Raw genomic sequence first — 20,453 nt, forward strand, 5'->3', positions numbered from 1 at the left:
AACGTTTTGTTCGCGCAGGTGGCACGGGGTGCCAGGGAGAATCCGGCGCACTTGGGACAGAGAAAAGGGGCCCGTGTCACCAGGTGACACGGGCCCCTTCACATTCAACGGCACCGACCCGCCATGCTCGCCTCGCGGCAAGTGGTCGCTCGAAGCGACGAAGGTTGGGCCCGGGGGCTTGGATCGGGTCGGTGCCTCATCCAAGGTAACAAAGGATCCCCTCAAGGCAATTCCCGTCTCGGGAGTTCATTGCCGGGACACGCCGGGTCACAGGGATGACCACGCGGTCAGTCCCGTCAGTCCCGTCAGTCGCGCAGGAGGTCGGGCACCCCGTTCGCGTCGGGCTCGTCGCGGTCCTGGGAGACGACGGTGAGCTGCTGGGTGGCCCGGGTCAGGGCGACGTACAGCACGCGCAGTCCGGCCGGCGACTCGTCGGCGATCTCCGCGGGCGAGACGACGACCGTGGCGTCGTACTCCAGTCCCTTGGCCTCCAGGCTCCCGAGGGCGACCACACGTTCCCCCAGACCGGCCAGCCACCGTGCGGCTTCCGCCCGCCGGTTCATGGCGACCACGACGCCCACCGTGCCGTCGACCCGGTCGAGCAGCCGTGCGGCCTCCTCACGGACGGTCTTCGCGAGTCCGCCCCGTACGACCGAGAAGCGCGGCTCCACCCCCGTCGAGCGGACCGCGGACGGGGACGTCGAGCCGGGCATGGCCAGCGCCAGTACGCGTGCGGCCAGTTCGGCGATCTCGGCCGGGTTGCGGTAGTTCACGGTGAGGGTGAAGCGGCGGCGTGGGCGGGTGCCGAGGGCCTCGTCGCGGGCCTCGGCGGCCTCGTCCGGGTCCGACCACGAGGACTGGGCGGGGTCGCCCACGACCGTCCAGGTGGCGTGCCGGCCACGGCGGCCGACCATGCGCCACTGCATGGGGGTGAGGTCCTGTGCCTCGTCGACGATGACGTGCGCGTATTCCGTACGTTCCTGGGCCAGCCGTTCGGCGCGCTCGCGCTGTGACTCCTCGCGGACCGGCATCAGCTCCTCCAGGCCCGTGAGCTGGTCGAGCGGGTCCGCCTCGCGCCTCTTGCGGGGGCGGGCCGGTGTGCCGAGGATCGCCTGGAGTTCGTCGAGCATCGCCACGTCGTGCACGGAGAGGCCGTCACGCCCCAGGGAGCGGGCGACGCGGCGCACCTCGCCGGGGTTGAGGATCCGCCGGGCCCAGCGTCCGAGCCGCCTCTCGTCGGCCATCGCGGCCAGTACGGCGCGCGGCGTGAGCTCGGGCCACCAGGCGTCCAGGAACGCGATGAAGTCGTCCTCGGAGCTGATGTCCTCGTCGAACGACGACCGCAGCTCGGCGGCCAGTTCCGGGTCGGTGTGCCGGGATCCGGCGCCGGACTTCGCCCACAGGGCGTCGAGCAGCAGCCTGCGGGCGCGGGGGCGCAGCAGGTTCACGGGCGCGGTGCCGGACAGGGCGGTGTGCCGGATGCGGTCGAGTTCCGGGGCCTCCAGCTCGAGGCGGCGGCCGAAGGCGACGACGCGGAGACGGGTGGGGGTGGAGGCGGGGGCGACGGGGGGCTGCGTATCGTCCTCGTCGCCGAAGTCGTCACCGAAGGCGAGCTGCCCCGTGGCGGCCGGAGCGGAAGCCGGCGCTCCCGGCATCTCCAACGCCCCCCGTGCCGCCTTCCGCAGCACCTTCAGCATCCGGTACGAGCCCTTGGCGCGGGCCACCGCCGGTGAGTCGTACAGCGTGGCCTCCGCGCCGTCGACGAGGGAGCCGACCGCGCGGATGGCGACCTGCCCCTCCTCGCCGAGGGACGGCAGGACGCCCTCGGTGTACGCGACGAGCAGCGGCGTGGGCGAGACGATCAGGATGCCGCCCGCGTATCGGCGGCGGTCCTGGTAGAGGAGGTACGCGGCCCGGTGCAGGGCGACGGCGGTCTTGCCGGTGCCGGGGCCGCCCTCCACGTACGTCACCGACGCGGCGGGCGCCCGGATGACCAGGTCCTGCTCGGCCTGGATGGAGGCGACGATGTCCCGCATGGTGTGGCTGCGAGCCTGGCCGAGCGCGGCCATCAGCGCGCCGTCGCCGACGACGGGCAGCTCGTGCCCGTCGAGGAAGGCGGTCAGCTCGGGCCGCATCAGGTCGTCCTCGACGCCGAGTACGCGACGGCCCTTGGAGCGGATGACCCGGCGGCGTACGACCCGGCCCGGATCGACCGGGGTCGAGCGGTAGAAGGGGGCGGCGGCCGGCGCCCGCCAGTCGATGACCAGCGGGGAGTAGTCCGCGTCGAGGACACCGATCCGGCCGATGTGCAGCGTTTCCGCGATGTCGGCGGTGTTGTCGGACCGTATGGCGCCCTCGGCGGGCTCGACCGCCGTGTACGCGCCGTCCGGGCCCTTCTTGCCGTCCTTGCCGGCCAGCAGGTCGATCCGTCCGAAGAGGAAGTCCTCGAACTCGTTGTTCAGGCGGTTGAGATGGACCCCCGCCCGGAACACCTGCGCGTCACGCTCGGCCAGCGCGCCCGGCGTGCCGACCTGACCTCGTTTGGCCGCGTCGTTCATCAGGAACTCCGCCTCGTGGATCTTCTCCTCGAGGCGCCGGTAGACCCGGTCCAGGTGTTCCTGCTCGACACCGATCTCACGATCCCGTACGGAATCGTGAGCTGACGGGTCGACCGAGCGCAGCGCGGCTTCCTGTTGAACCTGAGCGGCCACCGGGCCCCCTTCTGACGTGCATGGCAGCCGTCAACCGTACGCGAAGGGGGCCCTGGAAGCTATGTGTCCGCTCGTGGTTCGCTCAGTTCCGTCAGGCGTCCACCTGCACGAGACGCGTGCCCTCGAACGTCACGACCTCGAAGTGGTCGATCTCGTTCGGTGTCATGGCCGCGCCGCCGTGGACGTACAGCGGGTTCTTCGCCTTCTCGTTGGTGCTGTCCGGGATGCCGTAACCCCACTTGGGTACGGACCAGGAACTCACCGTCTCGCGGTCGCCGTTCTTGCCGACGGCGACGAGGGAGCACTTCTCCGGGCCCTTGAGGTTCTTGAGCTCCAGCACCGCGTGGGTGCCCCAGGCCTTGGGCTCCACGCCGACCGTGGCGCTGACCTTGGTGGTCGGGTCGGTGGCGGAGACCTTGTCCTTCATGTCGTTGAAGAAGGCGTCCTCGGCGGGGCTCGTGGAGTGCGGTGCCGCCGCCACGTTGTTGTTGTTGTTGCTCTCGCCGTCGCCGGTGACACCGATCGCGGTGACCGGGCCGCCGATGATCAGCGCGGCAGCCGCTGCGACCATGTACATGCCGCGGCGCCGCTTCTGGGCACGGCGCTCCGCGACCTCGTCGACCAGCCGGTTGACCAGGCGTGGGCTCGGCTTGGCGGACAGCGATTCGCCGATGGCAGGCGTTCCCTGGGAACCCGGCAGGTCCGCGAGGGCGGCCAGCATCGGTTCCATGCCCGCGAGTTCGTCCAGTTGCTGCGCGCACCAGTCGCAGGTCGCGAGGTGCGCCTCGAAGGCGGTGGCCTCGGCGTCGTCGAGGATGCCGAGGGCGTACGCGCCCACGGTCTCGTGCACATCACCCTGACCCTGCGAAGTTTGCATAGGTCCAGGAGTACCCGTTCCGTATCCCCCGTATGTACTCATGCCGTCACCCCACGCTCTTCCAGCGCCAGCTTCATCGAACGCAGGGCATAGAACACCCGTGAGCGCACGGTGCCACTGGGTATGCCCAGCGTCTCAGCCGCCTCATTGACGGTACGACCCTTGAAGTAGGTCTCGACCAGGACCTCCCGGTGAGCAGGGGTCAGGTCGTCCAGAGCGTCCGACAGTGTCATCAGCCACAACGCCTTGTCGATCTCGTCCTCCGCGGGGATGACCTCCAGCGGCGACGGGTCCACCTCCTGCGGCCGGGCCTGCCGGCTGCGGTGGCCGTCGATGACGATGCGCCGGGCAACCGTCACCAGCCAGGGTCGTACCGAACCGGTAGCTCGGTTGAGCTGACCGGCGTTCTTCCAGGCACGGATGAGTGTCTCCTGGACAACATCCTCCGCGCGCTGCCGGTCCCCCGCGACCAGCCGCAGCACATAGGCGAGCAGGGGCCCCGCGTGTTCCCTGTAGAGCGCACGCATCAGCTCCTCGTCGGGCTCCGAGGGCTGGGACATGCGATGTCGGGCCCTCGGCAGTCGTTCATCGGCCACGGCGGAATCCTTGCGCACGCCTACCTCCGGTGTCCGGGGGTTCCCCCGAGTCGGTCGCTCAACACCGGGTACGCATACGGGCGGTGGGCTGTTCAAAGTGTGACGTGTGTTTCTTCGGCCACCGGGGACCAGTCGGACAAGGCAGCACATTCCCGCCACTTGGGCTTTACATTTCCGCCACACTGGCAAGATCGCACTGTTGCCCGGGCGGCGACAGGAGGAAACACGTTGTTGCCAATGTCACTAGAAATCGGCAAGCACAAAAGCGACGTACAGGACAGCGCCCCGTAAGGGGCGCGGGGCTGTATCGATTTGCGGCTCCGCCGCGTGGGCGCGACCAGCCACAACGCACCCGCGGCCGCGGCACGACATGTCACCCCCTGACAGGGGCCTGGGGGCGCAGCCCCCTCACGCGGCGGAGCCGCAAATTGATACAGCCGGGAAGGGGCGGGGCTGGGGAAAGAAAACCTCACGCCCGCGCAAGTGCCGCCCGCCGCCGATGCCGGGCAACCCTCTCCCGGTTCCCGCACGTCTCACTGGAACACCACCGGCGCCTGCGCCCCCGGGACGTATCGAGGTACACGATGGGACAGTTGTCCCCCTCGCACTGCCGGATGCCCGCCCGGGCGACGGGATCGGTCAGCAGCTCCACGGCATCGCGGGCCACGGCCGCGAGGAGCGCGGCACACGAGGGGGCGCCGTCGAGGGCCCGTACGAGAGAACCCGCGTCGCCCCAGACCGCACGCGGCGCCGGCGGCGCCGCGGCCCGCGCCAGCTCATTGACGCGGGCCAGTGCGATGTCGAAGGGCCGGGACTCCCGCGTGGGCTCCCCGCGCACCAACTGTCCGATATGGCCGCGCAGTTCGCGAAAGCCCACCAGCCAGGAGGCGTCGGCCGCCGCCAGCGACGTACCCGCCGGAACGAGCCCCGATCCGCCGATCCAGGCCCTCAACGGCTCGAGTGAGTCGAACCGTTCCTCGGGATGCGTGGTCGCCAGCAGGTCCAGACAGATCCGCCCGGAGTCGAACCGCAGCTCGTACGAGACCGTGGCCGCGACTGTGCCCAGTGCCATGCTCCTGTCACCGCCTTGAGGTTACCGCCATAGGGGGTCGGTGAGGGTCCGTACCCCTACAGTGCCTCCCCGCACGCGCCGCCGGAACCCCTGGGAGCACCCCGACGCGGCGGTGTCCGCCCTGGCGGCAGCGTCAGACGTCCGCGTACTTCGAGTCCGCCGCCGGGTCGAGGGCGAGCCGGTAACCCCGCTTGACCACCGTCTGGATCAGCTTCGGCACCCCCAGTGCCGTACGCAGCCGGGCCATCGCCGTCTCGACGGCGTGCTCGTCCCGCCCTGCGCCGGGCAGCGCCCGCAGCAGTTCGGCGCGGGACACGACCCAGCCCGGCCGCCGGGACAGCGCGCGCAGCAGGGACATTCCGGCCGGCGGTACGGGCCGCAGCGCGCCGTCCACCAGCACCGCATGCCCGCGGATCTCCACCCGATAGCCCGCGATGGGCAACGTCCGCGCCCGCGAAGGCAGTTCCTGGCACAGCAGCTGTACGAGGGGACCGAGCCGGAAGCGCTCCGGCTGGATGGTGTCGATGCCCCGGGCCTGCAACGGCAGCGCAGTGACCGGGCCGACGCAGGCCGACAGTACGTCGTGGTTGAGGGCGGCGAGGAGTTCGGGCAGCAGCCCGCGGTCCTCGGCGCGGCCCAGCAGCGAGGCGGCGGCCGGCGCGCTGGTAAAGGTCAGCGCGTCCAGTCCGCGGCAGACCGTGGCGTCGAGCAGCCGGTCGACGGGCGCGATGTCCTCCGGCGGCATCCACCGGTAGACGGGTACGCCGACGACCTCCGCGCCCGAGTCCCGCAGTGCCTCGACGAAGCCGGGCAGCGGCTCGCCGTGCAGCTGGATCGCGATCCGGCGCCCTTCGACCCCTTCCTCCAGCAGCCGGTCGAGCACCTCGGCCATGGACTCGGAGGACGGTGACCACTCCTCGGTGAGCCCCTGGGCCCGAACCGCGCCCTTGACCTTTGGGCCACGGGCGAGCAGTTCGACACCGCGCAGCCGGTCGAGCAGGGCCTCGCCGAGCCCCCATCCGTCGGCGGCCTCGACCCACCCCCGGAACCCGATCGCGGTGGTGGCGACCACGACGTCCGGCGCCTGGTCGATGAGCTGCTTGGTCGCCGCGAGCAGTTCGCTGTCGTCGGAGAGGGGCACGATGCGCAGGGCCGGGGCATGCAGGACGGCGGCACCGCGCCGCTGGAGCAGGGCACCGAGTTCGTCGGCACGGCGGGCCGCCGTCACGCCGACGGTGAATCCCGCGAGGGGTCCGTGTTCGTGTCGGTCTGGTCGCTGCAGTTCCTCGTGCATCAGCTCTCGTCCCGATGTCGATTCATCCCGCACCGGTCTGTCCCGGTCGTGCACCCGCCGTACATCAGCGGTCGACCGAGCCTGTCAACGGCTCGTGACAGGCTCGGTTCCGCTTGATGTCGGTGGTGTTACGTCACACCTTCGCGTAGCTGAGCTGCGACTTCGTCTCGGCGGCGGCGGTGGACTGGCTCTGTGCGGGTGCCTGGCTACGAAGGTATACGGCCCAGGTGACCACGAAGCAGACCGCGTAGAAGGCGAGGAAGCCCACGAAGGCACCAGTACCCGATCCCACGCTCAGGAACGACTGCCGGAAGGCGAGGTTGATGCCGAGCCCGCCGAGCGCACCCACGGCCCCGATGAGCCCCATGGAGGCACCAGAGAGCCGGCGCCCGTAGGAGGCGGCTTCCTCTCCCTCGAGGCCCATGGCGGCGGCCTTGGCCTGGAAGATGCCGGGGATCATCTTGTACGTCGAGCCGTTGCCGAGCCCCGTCAGGATGAACAGCGCGATGAACGCGGTGGTGAACAGGGCCAGCGACTTCGACATCGAGGCGGAGATGATGACGCCGGTCGCGGCGCCCATGCCGACGAAGTTCCACAGCGTGATCTTCGCCCCGCCGTACTTGTCCGCGAGCCAGCCGCCGAAGGGCCGGATCAGCGAGCCGAGCAGCGGGCCGATGAAGGTGACGTACGCGGACTCCAGCGGCGTACGCCCGAACTGCGTCTGCAGGACGAGCCCGAACGCGAAGCTGTAGCCGATGAAGGATCCGAAGGTCCCGATGTAGAGGAAGGACATGATCCAGGTGTGCGCGTCCTTGACGGCCTCCTTGGCCGCGCCGGTGTCGTTCTTCACGGACGAGATGTTGTCCATGTAGAGGGCGCCGAGGACGGTGGCGATGATGATCAGCGGGATGTAGATCCCGAGCAGGACGCGGGGACCGCCACTGGCGCCGATGACGGCGAGACCGACCAACTGCACCACGGGTACGCCGATGTTGCCGCCGCCGGCGTTCAGGCCGAGCGCCCACCCCTTCTTACGCAGCGGGAAGAAGGAGTTGATGTTGGTCATGGAGCTGGCGAAGTTACCGCCACCGACGCCGGCGAGCATGGCGCACGCCAGGAACGTACCGAAGGACGTCCCCGGCTCCATCACGATGAACGCCGCGATCGTCGGGATGAGCAGCATGCTCGCCGAGACGATCGTCCAGTTCCGGCCACCGAAGAGGGCGACGGCGAAGGTGTAGGGGACGCGCACGATGGCGCCGACCAGGGTCGCCATCGACACGATGAAGAACTTGTCGGCGGGGGTGAGCCCGTACTCCGGCCCCATGAAGAGCACCATCACCGACCACAGGGTCCAGATCGAGAACCCGATGTGCTCCGACAGCACGGAGAAGAACAGGTTCCGCCGGGCGACCTTCTCGCCGGTCTCGTTCCAGAAGGTCTCGTCCTCCGGATCCCAGTGCTCGATCCAGCGGCCTCCCCTGCTCGATGCGGGGGCTGTACTAGGGGCTGTCATGACGCCTCCACGGTTCCGGTGCTCAGGTGTCGTACGTGGGGTCCGTACGTGGGGTGATGAGTCCCGAAGGTAGGGATGGCGCGTTTCCGGCCTGTGCCTGTGAGTGACCGCCCGGGAACGTTGCTCTCACGTGGGGGCGGGAGTGGCGGTGAGGTTGGGAGGGGGGACGGGGTGGGTTCGGGGTGCGCCGGGTGGGGTTCTTACGGTGCTGGGTGAGAGTACGTGGGTGGGTGCGGGCGGGTTCAGCACGTGAAACGCCCCGCCTTGTGGGCGGGGCGTCGGTTCGGTGGTGTCGGTTCAGCGCTGAGGGGGTTGGGGCTGGCCATAGGGGTTGTTGGGTTGGGGCTGGGCGTAGGGGCTGGGGGCCGGCTGGCCCGGCTGGGCGCCGTATGGTCCGGGGGCGGAGGCTGGCTGACCGCCGTACGGTCCGGGCGCGGGAGCGTGGGCCTGCGGAGCCGCGTACGGCTGCTGAGGTGCGTAGGGCTGCTGAGGCTGGCCCTGCTGCTGACCGTACGGCTGCCCTGGCTGAACGTACTGCTGCCCCTGCTGCTGGCCGGCGAACGGATTGCCCTGCCCCGCCTGCATGTGCTGCTGACCGCCGAACGGATTCGCGTGCCCCGGAAGCTGCGAGCCCGGAGGCAGATACCGCACCCTCCCCGTCTCATCCGCAACCTGCGCGAACCCGGCGGCCTGCAACCGCGCCGCGAACTTGGCGTTCCGCTTCCGCGTGACGACGAACCCGACACCCAGGATCGCCAGGAGGAGCACCCACGTCCCTATGACGAAGAACACCCCGTCCCCACTGGACCGCGCGACCCCGATGGCCATACCGACGGTGATCCCGATGGCCCCGAACCCCATCCGCTTCTCGGCACTCTTGCCGGTGAGGTCGAAGTTGATCCGAGCCTTGAGCAGCTCCAGCGCATCGGGCACGACGGGAGGCAGCGACTTCCCGTCGCCGGCTTGCGGATACTGGGCCCAGTTCTGCGCGGCCCGAGTCTGAGCCTGCGGACTGGGATCGGGCACGATCAGCATCTTCAGACCGTTGTTCCCAGCCTGCCGCACGTCGGCGTACTGATACCCGAACTGCTCCGCAACGAAGGCAAGCCGAGCAAGCTTCTTCACGGACGCCATGGCACTGGTGAGCTCAACGGGCTCCCCACTGGCCATGAGCCGAAACATCTTCTGCAACTGCCGCTGACTCACGCCAACCCTTCCCCGTACCCATCAATGACCACCTGTTTGCACACGCACCCTATCGGCCACGGGAGTTGGGGCACAGGGCGGCTGGGGGCCTGCACGGGGAGGCTTCCGAGCCTGCACGGGGAGGCCTCCGAGCCTGCGCAGGAAGGCTCACGCACGTCGGTTCCGCTAGCCGGAATCCAGCTAGCCTAAATTCATTACGGCTAGCGGAGCAGCTGTGATCACTCGGCCACCGACTGCTACATCCCGCCCCCTCCCACCTCGAACCACAGCAACTTCCCGGCCCCGCGCCCGAGCAGCCCGTCACCGAGAGGCCAACCGCCCCACGAACTCGCGTACTCCTGCACGAGGAGCAGCCCGCGCCCACCTTCCGCGTCCGCCGGGGCGGGCAGGACGGACGGGACTCGGTCGCCGGGAGGCCTGTCGAAGGGCGCGGGGATGTGCGAGCTGCTGCCCCATACGCCGACCCGCAACCGCTCGTCATCCAGCGCGGTCAGCCGCAGGGAAGCGGGGCCTTTGGTGTGCCGGTAGGCGTTGGTGACCAATTCGGAGGTCAACAGCTCGGTGACGTCGAGGAGTTCGGACATTCCGTGCCCGTTGAGGACGGCCCGCACGGTCATACGTGCGACGCGTGCAGCGCGGGGGTCATGGGGCAGGCGAAGGGCGTACGACCAGGTGTCGGGCGGGGCTACGGTGACCATGAATGCCTCCGGGAAGAAGAGAAAGGGGACTTGAGCTCGCACAACTGCGGCGCCAGGCGGTGTCATTGCCAGGGATGTGGTGCGCTTCCGGCTTATAGGCGGGGGCAGTTGGCGGTACGGTCTTAAGCTAGCGCGAGATTGGAGATACATCTCCCGCAACCGCGATATCCATCACCGATTACCTCGTGTGGGGGACCCCAGCGCCGCAACGCGGCCCGGAAGGAGGCGCCTTGCCACCCACCAGCACCCCGACTCTGCGCCAGAGGCGAATGGGCGCCGAGCTGCGCAAACTCCGCGAGCGAGCTGGCCTGACCGTCACCGGCGCCGCCGCACTGCTCAGCGTCAACCAGGGACGCGTCAGCATGATCGAGACCGGCCGCAGCTCCCTCAGCGCCGACCGTGTCCGCGCCCTGGCACGTTCGTACGACTGCGCCGACGACCAACTCGTCGACGCCATCGCCTCGATGACCGGCCGACGTACCCGCGGCTGGTGGGAGGAGTACCGCGACACGCTCCCCTCCGACCTGCTGGACCTGGCCGAACTGGAGCACCACGCGACCGCACTCCGCGTGGCCGTCACCATCCACATGCCCGGCCTGCTACAGACCACCGAGCACGCCCGAGCGGTGATGCGCGAAGCGGTTCCGCCGCTACGGTCGTACGAGATCGAGCACCGCGTCTCGCACCGAGTGAAGCGCCAAGCCGTCCTCTTCGAGGCAACCCCGACCCCGTACACGGCCATCGTTCACGAGGCGGCGCTGTGTATGGGCTTCGGCGGCCCCGCGATCAGCCGAGGGCAACTCGGCTATCTGCTGGAGATGAGCGAGCAACCCACAATCACCATCCTGGTGATCCCCTTCGGGGAAGCGGGATTCCCGGCATCGGGCCAGCCCATCACCTGCGCCGTCGGCCCGGTGCCAGGACTCGACACGATCGTCCTGGACACAGACCACGGCTGCGAATTCCTCGACGCGGACGCACAGTTGGAGCGCTACCGCTCGGTGCTGGACCGCATGGAATCCCGGGCCCTCCCCGAGCCGAAGTCCCGAGACCTCATCCAGCGCATCGCAAAAGACCTCTGAGGAGCCCCCCATGCCCGAACTAACCTGGCAAAAGTCGTCGTACAGCGCCGAAGCAGCCAACTGCCTCTACGTCGCCGCTACTTCCTCCGGAACGATCCACCTCCGCGAAAGCGACGAACCCGAAGTCACCCTCATAACGACTGGTCCTCGCCTAGGCGAACTGATACGAACCCTAAAAACCCAACTATCCCCACGTGTTGCGTGAACGATTGAAGGGGTGGGGCCTCCCGCTCCTTCATCGCATCAATCACCGACAGGCAAGGCGTGTCCTCGATGTCGAGCGGGGCGCCAGCGTCCGGCACCGGTGGGTGTGGCGCGAGAATGTGACAGTCGGGCGGGAGAGTGTCACATCCTCACGGGGAAGCCCTCAGGTCCGCTGGCGCGCCGGCTCCCCGCTCGCCTGCCATTCCTGAACCGGAATGACGCTATCCACTCTCGGCCCCGCCCGGCCAACCGTCCCCTCGGAGGGGGACAGTTGGCTGCGGCATGGGTCCGTCACCGCGGTCAGCGATTGACGGCCTGGATCTCCTGCACGATCACGTCCTGCTCGGCACCGAACTCGCCGTCCGGCAGTGGCTGTTCCGCATCGACACCCGTGCCGACCCAGGAGATCTCCCACGTGACCGTGGCCGTGAGCGGGTACGAGCCGTCGCCCGAGGAGCGCAGGTACTTCACGCCGCAGGGAGGCGTCTCGTCGGCCTTGCCCTTGGCATACGGCTCGCCAATCCTGCCGTTGTTGATCTCGCACTCGCCGGAGGCGGGGTAGGTCTCCGCATCCTCGGTACCCGGGTCGATCTTCAGAGAGACCGGCACGGCGGTCGTGGTCGCCTCAATGTCCAGCACAGGAACGGACGCGGTGACCGAGACCGGCTTGAAGTCGGCACCATCCAGCCACGCCCAGGTCGGCAGATTGACCTTGGTCGTGCCCTCGGGCGCCAGCGTCACCTCGGTGCCGGGCACCTGGATCTCGGCGTACGCGAGCTGGGCGAGGATCTCGGGAGTGACGGCGTTCTCGATGTCGGCCGGCGGAGGGTCGCCCTCGTCCACCCAGAACGGGGGTTCCTCGCATTCGTTCCAGCCGGGCGGGTAGTCCTCGTCGACGTACGCGTCCCAGAAATAGCCCTCGCCGGTCTTGTCCTTGTTGAAGTCCTTGTACGGCTCGCCGTTGACGTACCGGTTGCGCTGCTCACTGTCCCAGCCGCTGCCGGTCGACCCGGCTTCCCAGATCGGCTCCATCTGCTTCTGGAGCTGCTCCGGCGTGTACTTCGGGGCGTACCAGCAGGGGGGCGGGGTCCAGGACGTGGTGGAGGTGACTGGTCCGACCGAACCGCCGCTGCCGTTCTTCGAGCGGTCGAACACGACGCCGCCGGCCGTCGCCGAGAGCGTGCCGTCGTCACTGGCGTTGCCTTTCGGACCCGTAGTCCCAGGCGGGTTCTGGGTGCCCGGCAGCTCATCAGCATGCGCCGCTCCTGGAAACAAAAGAAGCGGTAGGAGCGTGCCGATGGAAGCCGCTGCCGAACCCATTGCCAACTTGTGTGTCACGGTTGGCATTTGTCACTCCCCCTCTGAGACACGATCTTCTGAATCACCCATACGCCCTTGTCGTTCCTCTTGAGCGACGTGTGGTAGATGACGTAGCTCTTTGCAGTGACCTTGGTCTTCTCGACCTTGTTTGTCTTGAGGTACTTGGCGTACGCCTTGCCCTGGTCCTCGCAGTAGCTGAAGGAAGCAGTCCCGTCGTCGTCGACGTTCAGGACTGGTTCGTAGAAGCGGTAGACGCCGGTGGTCCGAGCCTTCTGGTCCACGTAGTTCTGAATGAACTCCTGTGTCCCGAAAGCCGCCTCCCCCTCGTAGTAGAAGAGATACGCCTTGTCGAGCGCGTCCTGGTTGGCGATGGCCATGTCCACCGCCTTGATGGACTGCTCGGTGTCGGACAGGATCGCGTCCTTTTCCTTGTCGCCGGTCTTCGGCCACTCGAACGTGTACTTAAGATCCGACGGCAGCTCGATCTTCGGCCGGCCTGCGGATTCCGTCGCGCTCGCGCTCGGTGACGCCGACTCCTCGCTGCCGGTATCGGCACCCGCGATCTTGTCGTTGCCCTTGGAACTGTCGCTGTCGCCGCCGCCACAGGCGGACAGCGTCAAAGCCGCAGCGGCGGTCAGCGTGATCGCTGCGAGCAGAGTGGGGCGGCGGTTCACTGACGACTCCCGGTGGGGCGAGGGTTGACATGAGCGGAGTAACGCTATCGATGCGGCGGTGGTGACACCAGAGCGAATTACTTCGACGGCGGCGCCGTACGGGCTCCAAAGCGCCCATAAGCTCACCAAGTGACAGTCAGGAGGCTTCTATTGAGTGACCTCCGGAAAGCGGCGCCATCGCCGCCTTGGCCAGTGCAAACCGTCGGACGGCGTCATCCCCACCTGGCTCGGTCTTCAACGAAGCGGACACAGCTCAGTAACAGACAGCGTCAGGGCTGGCACTTCGCACTCCCCCTCTGCGAATCGAGCTTCTCGACCGCCCAGACGCCGTGGTCGTTCTTGCGCAACTGGAGGGCGTAGAACACATAACTGTTCTTGGTGACAGCCGTCTTGTTGACCTTCTTCGGCTTCAAGTACATGTCGTACGCCTTGGCTTGGTCCTCGCAGTACACAAGCGAGGCACTGCCGGCGTCACTCACGTCGACGGTCGCGTTGTAGTAGCGAGAGGTACCGGTAGTGCGTGATCGCCCCAACCAAGACAGCGAGGTCAGATCGCTGATGAGACGTCTGGCCGACCGCGCCTACGGGTGCGTGTCCGTGATCGCGATGACCTTGTCGAGGTGGTCCAGGGCGGCCTGCAGGTCGTCGATCTTGGCCTGGATGCGCTCGCGCTCGGCTCGCAGCATGGCTCGTTGCTCGGCGTCGGTGTGCCCGGCGTCCCAGCACGGCAGGAGTTCGGTGATCCTTCGGCTGGTGAGGCCGGCGGCGAACATCTGCTGGAAGAAGCGGACCAGGGGGATGGCGTCCTGCCGGTACAGGCGCTGGCCGGACGGGCTGCGCTCCGCGATGAGCAGCCCTTGCTGCTCGTAGTAGCGCACGGCGCGCACCGAGACGCCGGCACCCCGTGCCACCTCGCCGATGCGGATCAACCGCTCGGCCGCGGCCACTGTGACAGTCATGGTGATTCCTCTCACCCCTAGGCCTGACGACCAGCACTTGCCTCTGACGCTAGCGTCAGGTTTTAGCGTACCGGCCATGGACATCAACAACTCCGTCGCCCTTGTCACCGGAGCCAACCGCGGCCTGGGCCGCGCCTTCGCCCAGCGCCTGCTCGAACGGGGCGCCCGCAAGGTCTACGCGACGGCCCGCCGACCCGAGACCGTGGACCTGCCCGGGGTCGAGGTGCTGCCCCTCGACATCACCGATCCCGCATCCGTGAGGGCCGCCGCCGAGGCCGCCCCGGACGTCTCGCTCCTCATCAACAACGCGGGAATCAGTACGGGGACCGACCTGGTGACCGGTTCGCTGGACGCGGTGCGGCTCGAGCTGGAGACCAACATGTTCGGCCACCTGGGAATGAGCCGGGAGTTCGCGCCGGCGCTCGCCAGGAACGGCGGGGGCGCGATCGTCAACGTCCTCTCCGCCGTGTCGTGGTTCGGGATCAAGGGCGCCAATGCCTACCACCTGAGCAAGGCCGCCGCCTGGGCCATGACCAACGGCGTCCGCCTGGAGCTCGCCGAGCAGGGCACGCTCGTCACAGCGGTACACCTCGGCCTGGCCGACACCGACATGGCGGCGGGCTGGCCCGTGGACAAGATCGCTCCGTCGGACCTGGCCGACGCGGCGCTCGACGGTGTCGAGGCGGGCTCCGCCGAGGTCCTCGCCGACCAGTGGAGTCGGGACGTCAAGTCCCGTCTGCCGCTGGCGCCGGAAGAGTTCAACGCCGCAATGGACCGCGCCCTGGCGGCGCTGATGGCGGCCTGAGGGGCCCCTCGGGCTGCACGGACTTCGGTCGGCTGCTTCTCCATCGGTCTCTCGAAGTCGGTCTCTCGAACTCCTCTGCTTGAGGTTGAACTCGTGGTGTCGTGTCGCTGATCAGGCGGGTCCGATGGTCAGGCCGGTCTCGGCGAGGCAGCCGCCTATGAGGTGACTGCGGTACTGAATGAGACGTAAGCCGCGTCGGATGCGCTGGTCGAGGTGTTCGGGGGTACTGAAGGCGACGTTGGAGAGCCATCCGCGTCGCAGGAGAGACCAGATGCCTTCGACGGGGTTGAGGTCGGGTGCGTAGGGCGGCAGGTGGTAGATGGTCAGCCACTCTCGGGCCGCCGAGCTGCTGCCGTTCGGCGGTCAGCCCGCCCCCTTGCGGATACCGCGGCCGACGGCCAGCCGTCAGCCCCTACGACACCACGAGTTCAACCACAGTAGTTAGTCAGGGTCTGTCTCTCTGATCACGAGAGGAGAGACAGACCCGGCCGGGACGATCCGTCCCCACCCCCGCTCAACCGACCGCCGGCATCGTTTGGGCGTTGCCGCACTAGGAGAACCGGACCTCCTGGTCGAGGTCGAAGCCACCGCGGTCCTCGCATAGCCGCAGCTACCGCGCCCGGGCCCGCCCTCGCGACCCAGATCCAGACCCCGACCGCCCCCGACTCCCGCCCTTCTTCGCCCCATCCGGCCAAAGCCGAGGCGCCCGCTTCGCCGCCAAGTCCTCGACCCACCCCACGCCCACGATCATCAGGCCGATCAACGGCCATACCAGGACGAACATCCAGAGGGTGTACGTCGTGGTCAGGGCGTCGCTCAAGGAATCGTCCATGAAGGGAAGTTCGTAGAAGCGGTCCAGGAGAGGGACCGTCGCCATGATCAGCAGGTTGTGCCAGAGGTAGATCGTCACTGCGCGGTTGTTGGAGAGCGTGATCAGCCTGTCCCAGCGGGCCAGGCGGCCCGGAAGGGTCTGCCAGGACGGGGAGTACTGGAGCAGGATCGCGACGAAGCCCAGGGACCAGGTGGCCTGGGCCAGGGGGATGTCGTTCAGGTTCCAGCCGTCGGGGCCCAGGTGGCCCGAGGCCCACCACAGGCCGAAGGCCATCAGGAGGGAGGCGACGGAGACCACCGCGTAGCGCGGGATCTTCTTCAGTACGCCCTCCTGGTGGGCCATGCCCAGGATCCAGCAGCTGCCGTAGACCGCGAAGTCCGTTACCGCGTTGCCCGTTTCGCCGGGGATCTCCACAAGTCCCGTGCCTACCACCGCCGTCAGCGCCAGCGGGGCCAACAGTGTTGCCCACGGGACCCGGCGGAACGCCCACAGCAGCAGCGGGGAGGCGATCACGAACCAGAGGTACGCGCGCAGGTACCAGAGCGGGCCCGCTGCCTGCTCCGCCCAAGTCTGTTCCAGCACGCCCGACTCGGAGCCGATCTGCCACGGGTAGGGCGGGGCGCCGATCGGGATGACGTAGTTGACCAGGCCCAGCCAGCCCAGGCCGCCGTCGTCCTTGGACGGGTTCCAGCCGCCCACGAACATCATCGCGAGCACGACCGCGCTGAACGCCCAGAGCGGCGGCAGCAGTCGGCGGACACGGCCGCGGATCACACCCCACGCCGGGCGGCTCAGCGAGCGCGCCATCAGGGCGCCCGCCAGCGCGAACATCACGCCCATCGACGGGAAGACAACCGTCAGCCAGGCCCAGCCGAAGATGTGGTAGACGACCACGCGGACCAGGGCGATGGAGCGGAGAAGATCGAGATAGCGGTCACGGCCCGGACGGGTCGGCGACGGTTTGGTCGATGCCTTGGTCCTGGTATCGGACGGGGCCTCGGCGGCCAGTACCGCTGCCGCCTCCGGCACCTCCCGCAGAGGCTGCGTCTCCTCCCACCTCTGCTGCGGAACCGCCTGCGTGGCCTGGGCCTGGGGAGCGTGCGGAACGTACCCATTCCCGTACGACTGCCCGGGCATCTCCCCGTACGACTGTCCGGGTGTCTCCCCGTACGACCGCCCGGGCATCTCCCCGTTCGGCTGCCCGTACGTCTCCTCATACGACGTCCAGTACGAGTTCTCGTACGGCGACGCACCCGCCCCCGTGCCCTCCCCCGTGTCCGCCCCTTCTCTGTACCCCTGCGTCATCCCACCGGCCTCCGCTCATCCCCACGCGCCGCCCGCTGCCCGGGCACCGCACCAGGAGCCGAGCCGCCCGGCGCCGACCCCACCACCCCCGTGCGCCGCAGCTTCTGCCAGCGCAGCCGGCCGCCGGTGAGGGCGGTGATCCAGGACTGGAGGAGGACGACGTACATGAGCTGGCGGTAGAGGAGCTGCTGCAACGGCAGCGAGATGAGATGGGTCATGCGTTCGCGGTCGAGGCGAAAGGCGTACGCCGCGCAGACCGCCTGGATGGCCAGGACGCCCAGCCAGGCGCCGATCGTCTTTCCGGTGGGGCCGAAGACGAGGCCGTACAGGAGGAACACGTCGATCAGGGGGGCCAGCAGCGGTGCCACCACCATGAACAGGGAGACCAGCGGCATGCCCACGCGGCCGAAGCGGCCTGAGGGGCCCTTCTCGATGATCGAGCGGCGGTGCTTCCAGATCGCCTGCATCGTGCCGTACGACCAGCGGTAGCGCTGGGACCACAGCTGCTGGACGGATTCCGGTGCTTCGGTCCAGGCGCGGGCGTTCTCCGCGTACACGACGCGCCAGCCGTCGCGGTGCATCGCCATCGTGATGTCCGTGTCCTCGGCGAGCGTGTCGTCGCTCATGCCGCCGACGCGTTCCAGGGCGGAGCGCCGGAAGGCTCCGACCGCGCCCGGGATGGTCGGCATGCAGTTCAGGATGTCGTACATACGGCGGTCGAGGTTGAAGCCCATCACGTACTCGATGTGCTGCCAGGCTCCGATGAGGGAGTCCTTGTTGCCGACCTTCGCGTTGCCGGCCACCGCGCCCACGCTCGGGTCGGCGAAGGGCTGGACGAGTTCGCCCACCGTCGCCGGTTCGAAGACCGTGTCGCCGTCCATCATCACGATGAGGTCGTAACGGGCGTTGGCGATACCGCGGTTGAGCGCGGCGGGCTTGCCCGCGTTGAGCTGGCGCACGACGCGTACGTTCGGCAGGCGCAGGCCCTCCACGATGCGGGCCGTGCCGTCGCTCGAACCGTCGTCGATGACGATGACCTCGATGGGATGCTCGCTGGCCATCAGCGAACGCACCGTGTTCTCGATGCACTTGGCTTCGTTGTACGCGGGGACCAGCACCGACACCGGTTCGGTGATCGGTCCGCGGGGGCCCCAGCGGAAGTCCTTGCGGCGTACCCGGCGGGCGTGGACGACGGAGAGCAGGAGCATCAGGCCGAAGCGGACGAAGACCAGGACACCGATGATCGCGAGGCCGACGACGAGGACGCTGGTGATCTTCTCCGAGGCCTGGACCGCGTACACCCACGCCTTGCCCTTCCACAGCTCGAGGCCGGTGACCTTGGTGTGGGCGCTCTGTGCGCCGAGAGCCTTGGTGAGGTTCTCGAACCGGTAGCCCTTGTCCTTCATCTGGGGCAGGAACTTGTCGAGCGCGGTGACGGTCTGCGAGCGGTCGCCACCGGAGTCGTGCATCAGGACGATCGCGCCCTTGCCGCCCTTGGGCGTGGCGTTGCGGATGATCTCGTCGACGCCGGGCCTGCGCCAGTCCTCGCTGTCGGCGTTGTTGACGATGGTGATGTAGCCCTGGCTTCCGATGTACTCGGTGACCGGCCAGGTCTTGTTGTCCATGGCGCCGGCGGAGGAGGAGTACGGCGGCCTGAAGAGCGAGGAACGGATGCCCGCCGCGCCCGCGAGCGCCAGCTGGTTCTGGGAGAGCTCCCAGTCGATGCGGCGCTTGGACTGGAGGGAGAGGTCGGGGTGGTTGAAGGTGTGCAGGCCGATCTCGTGGCCCTCGTCGACCATGCGCTGGACGAGGTCCGGATAGCGCGAGGCCATGGTGCCGGTGATGAAGAACACCGCGTGCGCGTCGTGCTTCTTCAGCACGTCGAGGATCTGGGGTGTCCACTCGGGGTGCGGACCGTCGTCGAAGGTGAGGACCATACGACGCTCCAGTACGTCCCGGCTCTCGGTGCCGTCACGACGGGTGTCGATGACCGGGCCGCCCTTCAGGACCTCCTCCGGGACCCGGTCGGACGCCGCGGGGGAATTGATGCGGTAGTCCGCGAGGATCTCGCTGTGGACGAAGCCGCGCAGCATCAGCATCGCCATCAGGGCGACGAGGATGAGCGAGGGCAGCAGGTAGCGCATGGGCAGGCGACGACGACGTACTGCGCCGGAGGCCTTGGTGCGACGGCTGGAGCGAGATGCCATCAGAGGATGATCTCCGGGGAAGACGGGGCGGGGGGCTGCTCGATGACATCGACCGGATCGACGTCGATCACGCCGATCGGCTCGACGTCGATGACGCCGATCGGGTCCACGGGGTTCACGCCGCCCGCCGGCGGCGCGCCGGCGACGGGGTCACCCTCTGCCGGGGGATCGGCCGGGGGGTCCTCGCTCGGCACCGGGTCCGGGTCCGGAGTCGGTGTCGTGGGCTCAACGGTGGGGTCGTCGGTGGGGTCGGGCTCGGCCGGCGGGTCGTCGGTCGGGTCCGGCTCCGTGGCAGGGTCCGAGGGCTTGGGCTCGGTGGGCTCGTCCGACTCCGAGGGGCTGGCCGATGTACTCGGCAAGGGGTCGACGCCCGGTACCGAGGGCGTACCGGGGTCGACCGTCGGGTTCAGCCCGGAGCCGGGGTTCGCCGTGTCGGACGGTTCCGGGGACGCGGGCGGCAGCGTCGGGGATTCGACCCTGCTGGCCGGCTTGTCCTCCTTGCCCGGCACCGGGAGCCAGGGCGCGCTGGAGTTGCCCGACAGCAGCGTGGCGACGATGACGACGGCGTACACCGCGCAGGCGATGCCGACGGCCATGCCGATACGGCGGTATCTGCGGCTGCGTCGGCCCGTCTCGTCGACGAAGACCGGGCCGTCCGTACCCTCCTGGACGCCCTGCGCACCCCGAGGCCTCTTGGCCTGCTGGACCAGCCAGTCCTCCAGGTGCGCGCCGGCGACGTCGAGCTGGACCGTGACCTCGTCCGGGTCATGAGCATGCTCGAACTCCGGAACGGGTGGCGGGGCGAACTGCCGGGTCTCGCCTATGTCTCGGCTGTCGCCTGAGGGCCAGCCGTCGCCGCTGTCCTGCTCATCGCCTATGTGACGGTCGTTGTCGCTGTCGTCGCCGTCTCGGCTGTCTCGCTGTTTGGGCATGGATATATCGCCAGAACCATCATGAAACGAATCCCCCGCATCTACACGGGTCGACGGATCGGCTCCGCCTCTGTTCGGCCGGTCGGTATGCCCTCCAGCCAGTTGGGCGTTTTCCCGCCACTTTTCCACGCGCACGTACGTCCCCCTACGGAACTGATCGGGC

18 protein-coding genes and 1 pseudogene are annotated in these 20,453 nt (G+C 68.5%); 3 read left to right on the plus strand and 16 right to left on the minus strand.

Translation table 11 applies throughout. From position 1 onward, the window contains the following. Positions 1–305 precede the first annotated feature (305 nt). The 8 genes from IEZ21_RS03140 to IEZ21_RS03175 all read right to left on the minus strand — a co-directional run bounded on the left by IEZ21_RS03140 (position 306) and on the right by IEZ21_RS03175 (position 9,970). On the minus strand, positions 306–2,711 hold the full coding sequence (locus IEZ21_RS03140) for a HelD family protein (protein ID WP_189320313.1): 2,406 nt from the start codon (positions 2,709–2,711) through the stop codon (positions 306–308). 91 nt (positions 2,712–2,802) lie between these two features. After that, on the minus strand, positions 2,803–3,588 hold the full coding sequence (locus IEZ21_RS03145) for an anti-sigma factor family protein (RefSeq protein WP_246567231.1): 786 nt from the start codon (positions 3,586–3,588) through the stop codon (positions 2,803–2,805). 38 nt (positions 3,589–3,626) lie between these two features. After that, a complete protein-coding gene (locus IEZ21_RS03150) occupies positions 3,627–4,148 on the minus strand; it encodes a sigma-70 family RNA polymerase sigma factor (RefSeq protein WP_010039908.1) in 522 nt (173 codons plus the stop codon). A 505-nt stretch (positions 4,149–4,653) separates the two neighbouring features. Further along, positions 4,654–5,256 (minus strand): CGNR zinc finger domain-containing protein, encoded by a 603-nt coding sequence (locus IEZ21_RS03155; RefSeq protein WP_189320315.1) that lies wholly within the window; start codon positions 5,254–5,256, stop codon positions 4,654–4,656. A gap of 133 nt (positions 5,257–5,389) precedes the next feature. Next, complete coding sequence (locus IEZ21_RS03160) at positions 5,390–6,550, minus strand: uroporphyrinogen-III synthase (RefSeq protein ID WP_189320316.1); 1,161 nt, start codon at positions 6,548–6,550, stop codon at positions 5,390–5,392. A 133-nt stretch (positions 6,551–6,683) separates the two neighbouring features. Beyond that, on the minus strand, positions 6,684–8,066 hold the full coding sequence (locus IEZ21_RS03165) for a nitrate/nitrite transporter (protein WP_189320317.1): 1,383 nt from the start codon (positions 8,064–8,066) through the stop codon (positions 6,684–6,686). A 297-nt stretch (positions 8,067–8,363) separates the two neighbouring features. Continuing rightward, the gene (locus IEZ21_RS03170; RefSeq protein ID WP_189320318.1) at positions 8,364–9,272 is read right to left on the minus strand and encodes a hypothetical protein; all 909 of its coding nucleotides are present in this window, start codon (positions 9,270–9,272) and stop codon (positions 8,364–8,366) included. A 236-nt stretch (positions 9,273–9,508) separates the two neighbouring features. Then, on the minus strand, positions 9,509–9,970 hold the full coding sequence (locus IEZ21_RS03175) for an ATP-binding protein (protein WP_189320319.1): 462 nt from the start codon (positions 9,968–9,970) through the stop codon (positions 9,509–9,511). 230 nt (positions 9,971–10,200) lie between these two features. Here IEZ21_RS03175 and IEZ21_RS03180 point away from each other — a divergent pair, with 230 nt between their 5' ends. Beyond that, entirely contained in the window at positions 10,201–11,052 is an 852-nt protein-coding gene (locus tag IEZ21_RS03180; RefSeq protein ID WP_189320320.1) for a helix-turn-helix domain-containing protein, read from the plus strand. A 10-nt stretch (positions 11,053–11,062) separates the two neighbouring features. Then, a complete protein-coding gene (locus IEZ21_RS03185; protein WP_189320321.1) occupies positions 11,063–11,257 on the plus strand; it encodes a DUF397 domain-containing protein in 195 nt (64 codons plus the stop codon). Positions 11,258–11,556: 299 nt separating this feature from the next. Here IEZ21_RS03185 and IEZ21_RS03190 read toward each other — a convergent pair whose 3' ends face one another. The 4 genes from IEZ21_RS03190 to IEZ21_RS03205 all read right to left on the minus strand — a co-directional run bounded on the left by IEZ21_RS03190 (position 11,557) and on the right by IEZ21_RS03205 (position 14,209). Further along, the gene (locus IEZ21_RS03190; RefSeq protein WP_373302159.1) at positions 11,557–12,603 is read right to left on the minus strand and encodes a hypothetical protein; all 1,047 of its coding nucleotides are present in this window, start codon (positions 12,601–12,603) and stop codon (positions 11,557–11,559) included. Continuing rightward, the gene (locus IEZ21_RS03195) at positions 12,591–13,250 is read right to left on the minus strand and encodes a hypothetical protein (RefSeq protein ID WP_189320322.1); all 660 of its coding nucleotides are present in this window, start codon (positions 13,248–13,250) and stop codon (positions 12,591–12,593) included. The genes IEZ21_RS03190 and IEZ21_RS03195 overlap by 13 nt, the downstream gene beginning before the upstream one ends. Positions 13,251–13,519: 269 nt before the next feature. Next, positions 13,520–13,729, minus strand: a complete 210-nt coding sequence (locus tag IEZ21_RS03200) for a hypothetical protein (protein ID WP_189320323.1) — start codon at positions 13,727–13,729, stop codon at positions 13,520–13,522. 102 nt (positions 13,730–13,831) lie between these two features. Then, complete coding sequence (locus IEZ21_RS03205) at positions 13,832–14,209, minus strand: MerR family DNA-binding transcriptional regulator (RefSeq protein WP_189320324.1); 378 nt, start codon at positions 14,207–14,209, stop codon at positions 13,832–13,834. Positions 14,210–14,285: 76 nt separating this feature from the next. On the opposite strand from IEZ21_RS03205, the gene IEZ21_RS03210 reads away from it, so the two are divergent. Beyond that, positions 14,286–15,014, plus strand: a complete 729-nt coding sequence (locus IEZ21_RS03210; RefSeq protein ID WP_189320325.1) for an SDR family oxidoreductase — start codon at positions 14,286–14,288, stop codon at positions 15,012–15,014. A gap of 111 nt (positions 15,015–15,125) precedes the next feature. On the opposite strand, the pseudogene IEZ21_RS03215 reads toward IEZ21_RS03210, so the two are convergent. The 4 genes and pseudogenes from IEZ21_RS03215 to IEZ21_RS47315 all read right to left on the minus strand — a co-directional run. Then, positions 15,126–15,350, minus strand: a pseudogene (locus IEZ21_RS03215) (transposase); the annotation flags it as partial. Between the two features lie 274 nt (positions 15,351–15,624). Beyond that, complete coding sequence (locus IEZ21_RS03220; protein WP_189320393.1) at positions 15,625–16,983, minus strand: acyltransferase family protein; 1,359 nt, start codon at positions 16,981–16,983, stop codon at positions 15,625–15,627. Between the two features lie 164 nt (positions 16,984–17,147). Beyond that, positions 17,148–19,358, minus strand: coding sequence for a bifunctional polysaccharide deacetylase/glycosyltransferase family 2 protein (locus IEZ21_RS03225; protein ID WP_189320326.1), 2,211 nt, complete (start codon positions 19,356–19,358; stop codon positions 17,148–17,150). Further along, on the minus strand, positions 19,358–20,290 hold the full coding sequence (locus IEZ21_RS47315) for a hypothetical protein (protein WP_246567233.1): 933 nt from the start codon (positions 20,288–20,290) through the stop codon (positions 19,358–19,360). The genes IEZ21_RS03225 and IEZ21_RS47315 overlap by 1 nt, the downstream gene beginning before the upstream one ends. Between the last annotated feature and the right edge of the window lie 163 nt (positions 20,291–20,453).

This window comes from Streptomyces flaveus (assembly GCF_014647675.1).
GTDB lineage: Bacteria > Actinomycetota > Actinomycetes > Streptomycetales > Streptomycetaceae > Streptomyces > Streptomyces flaveus.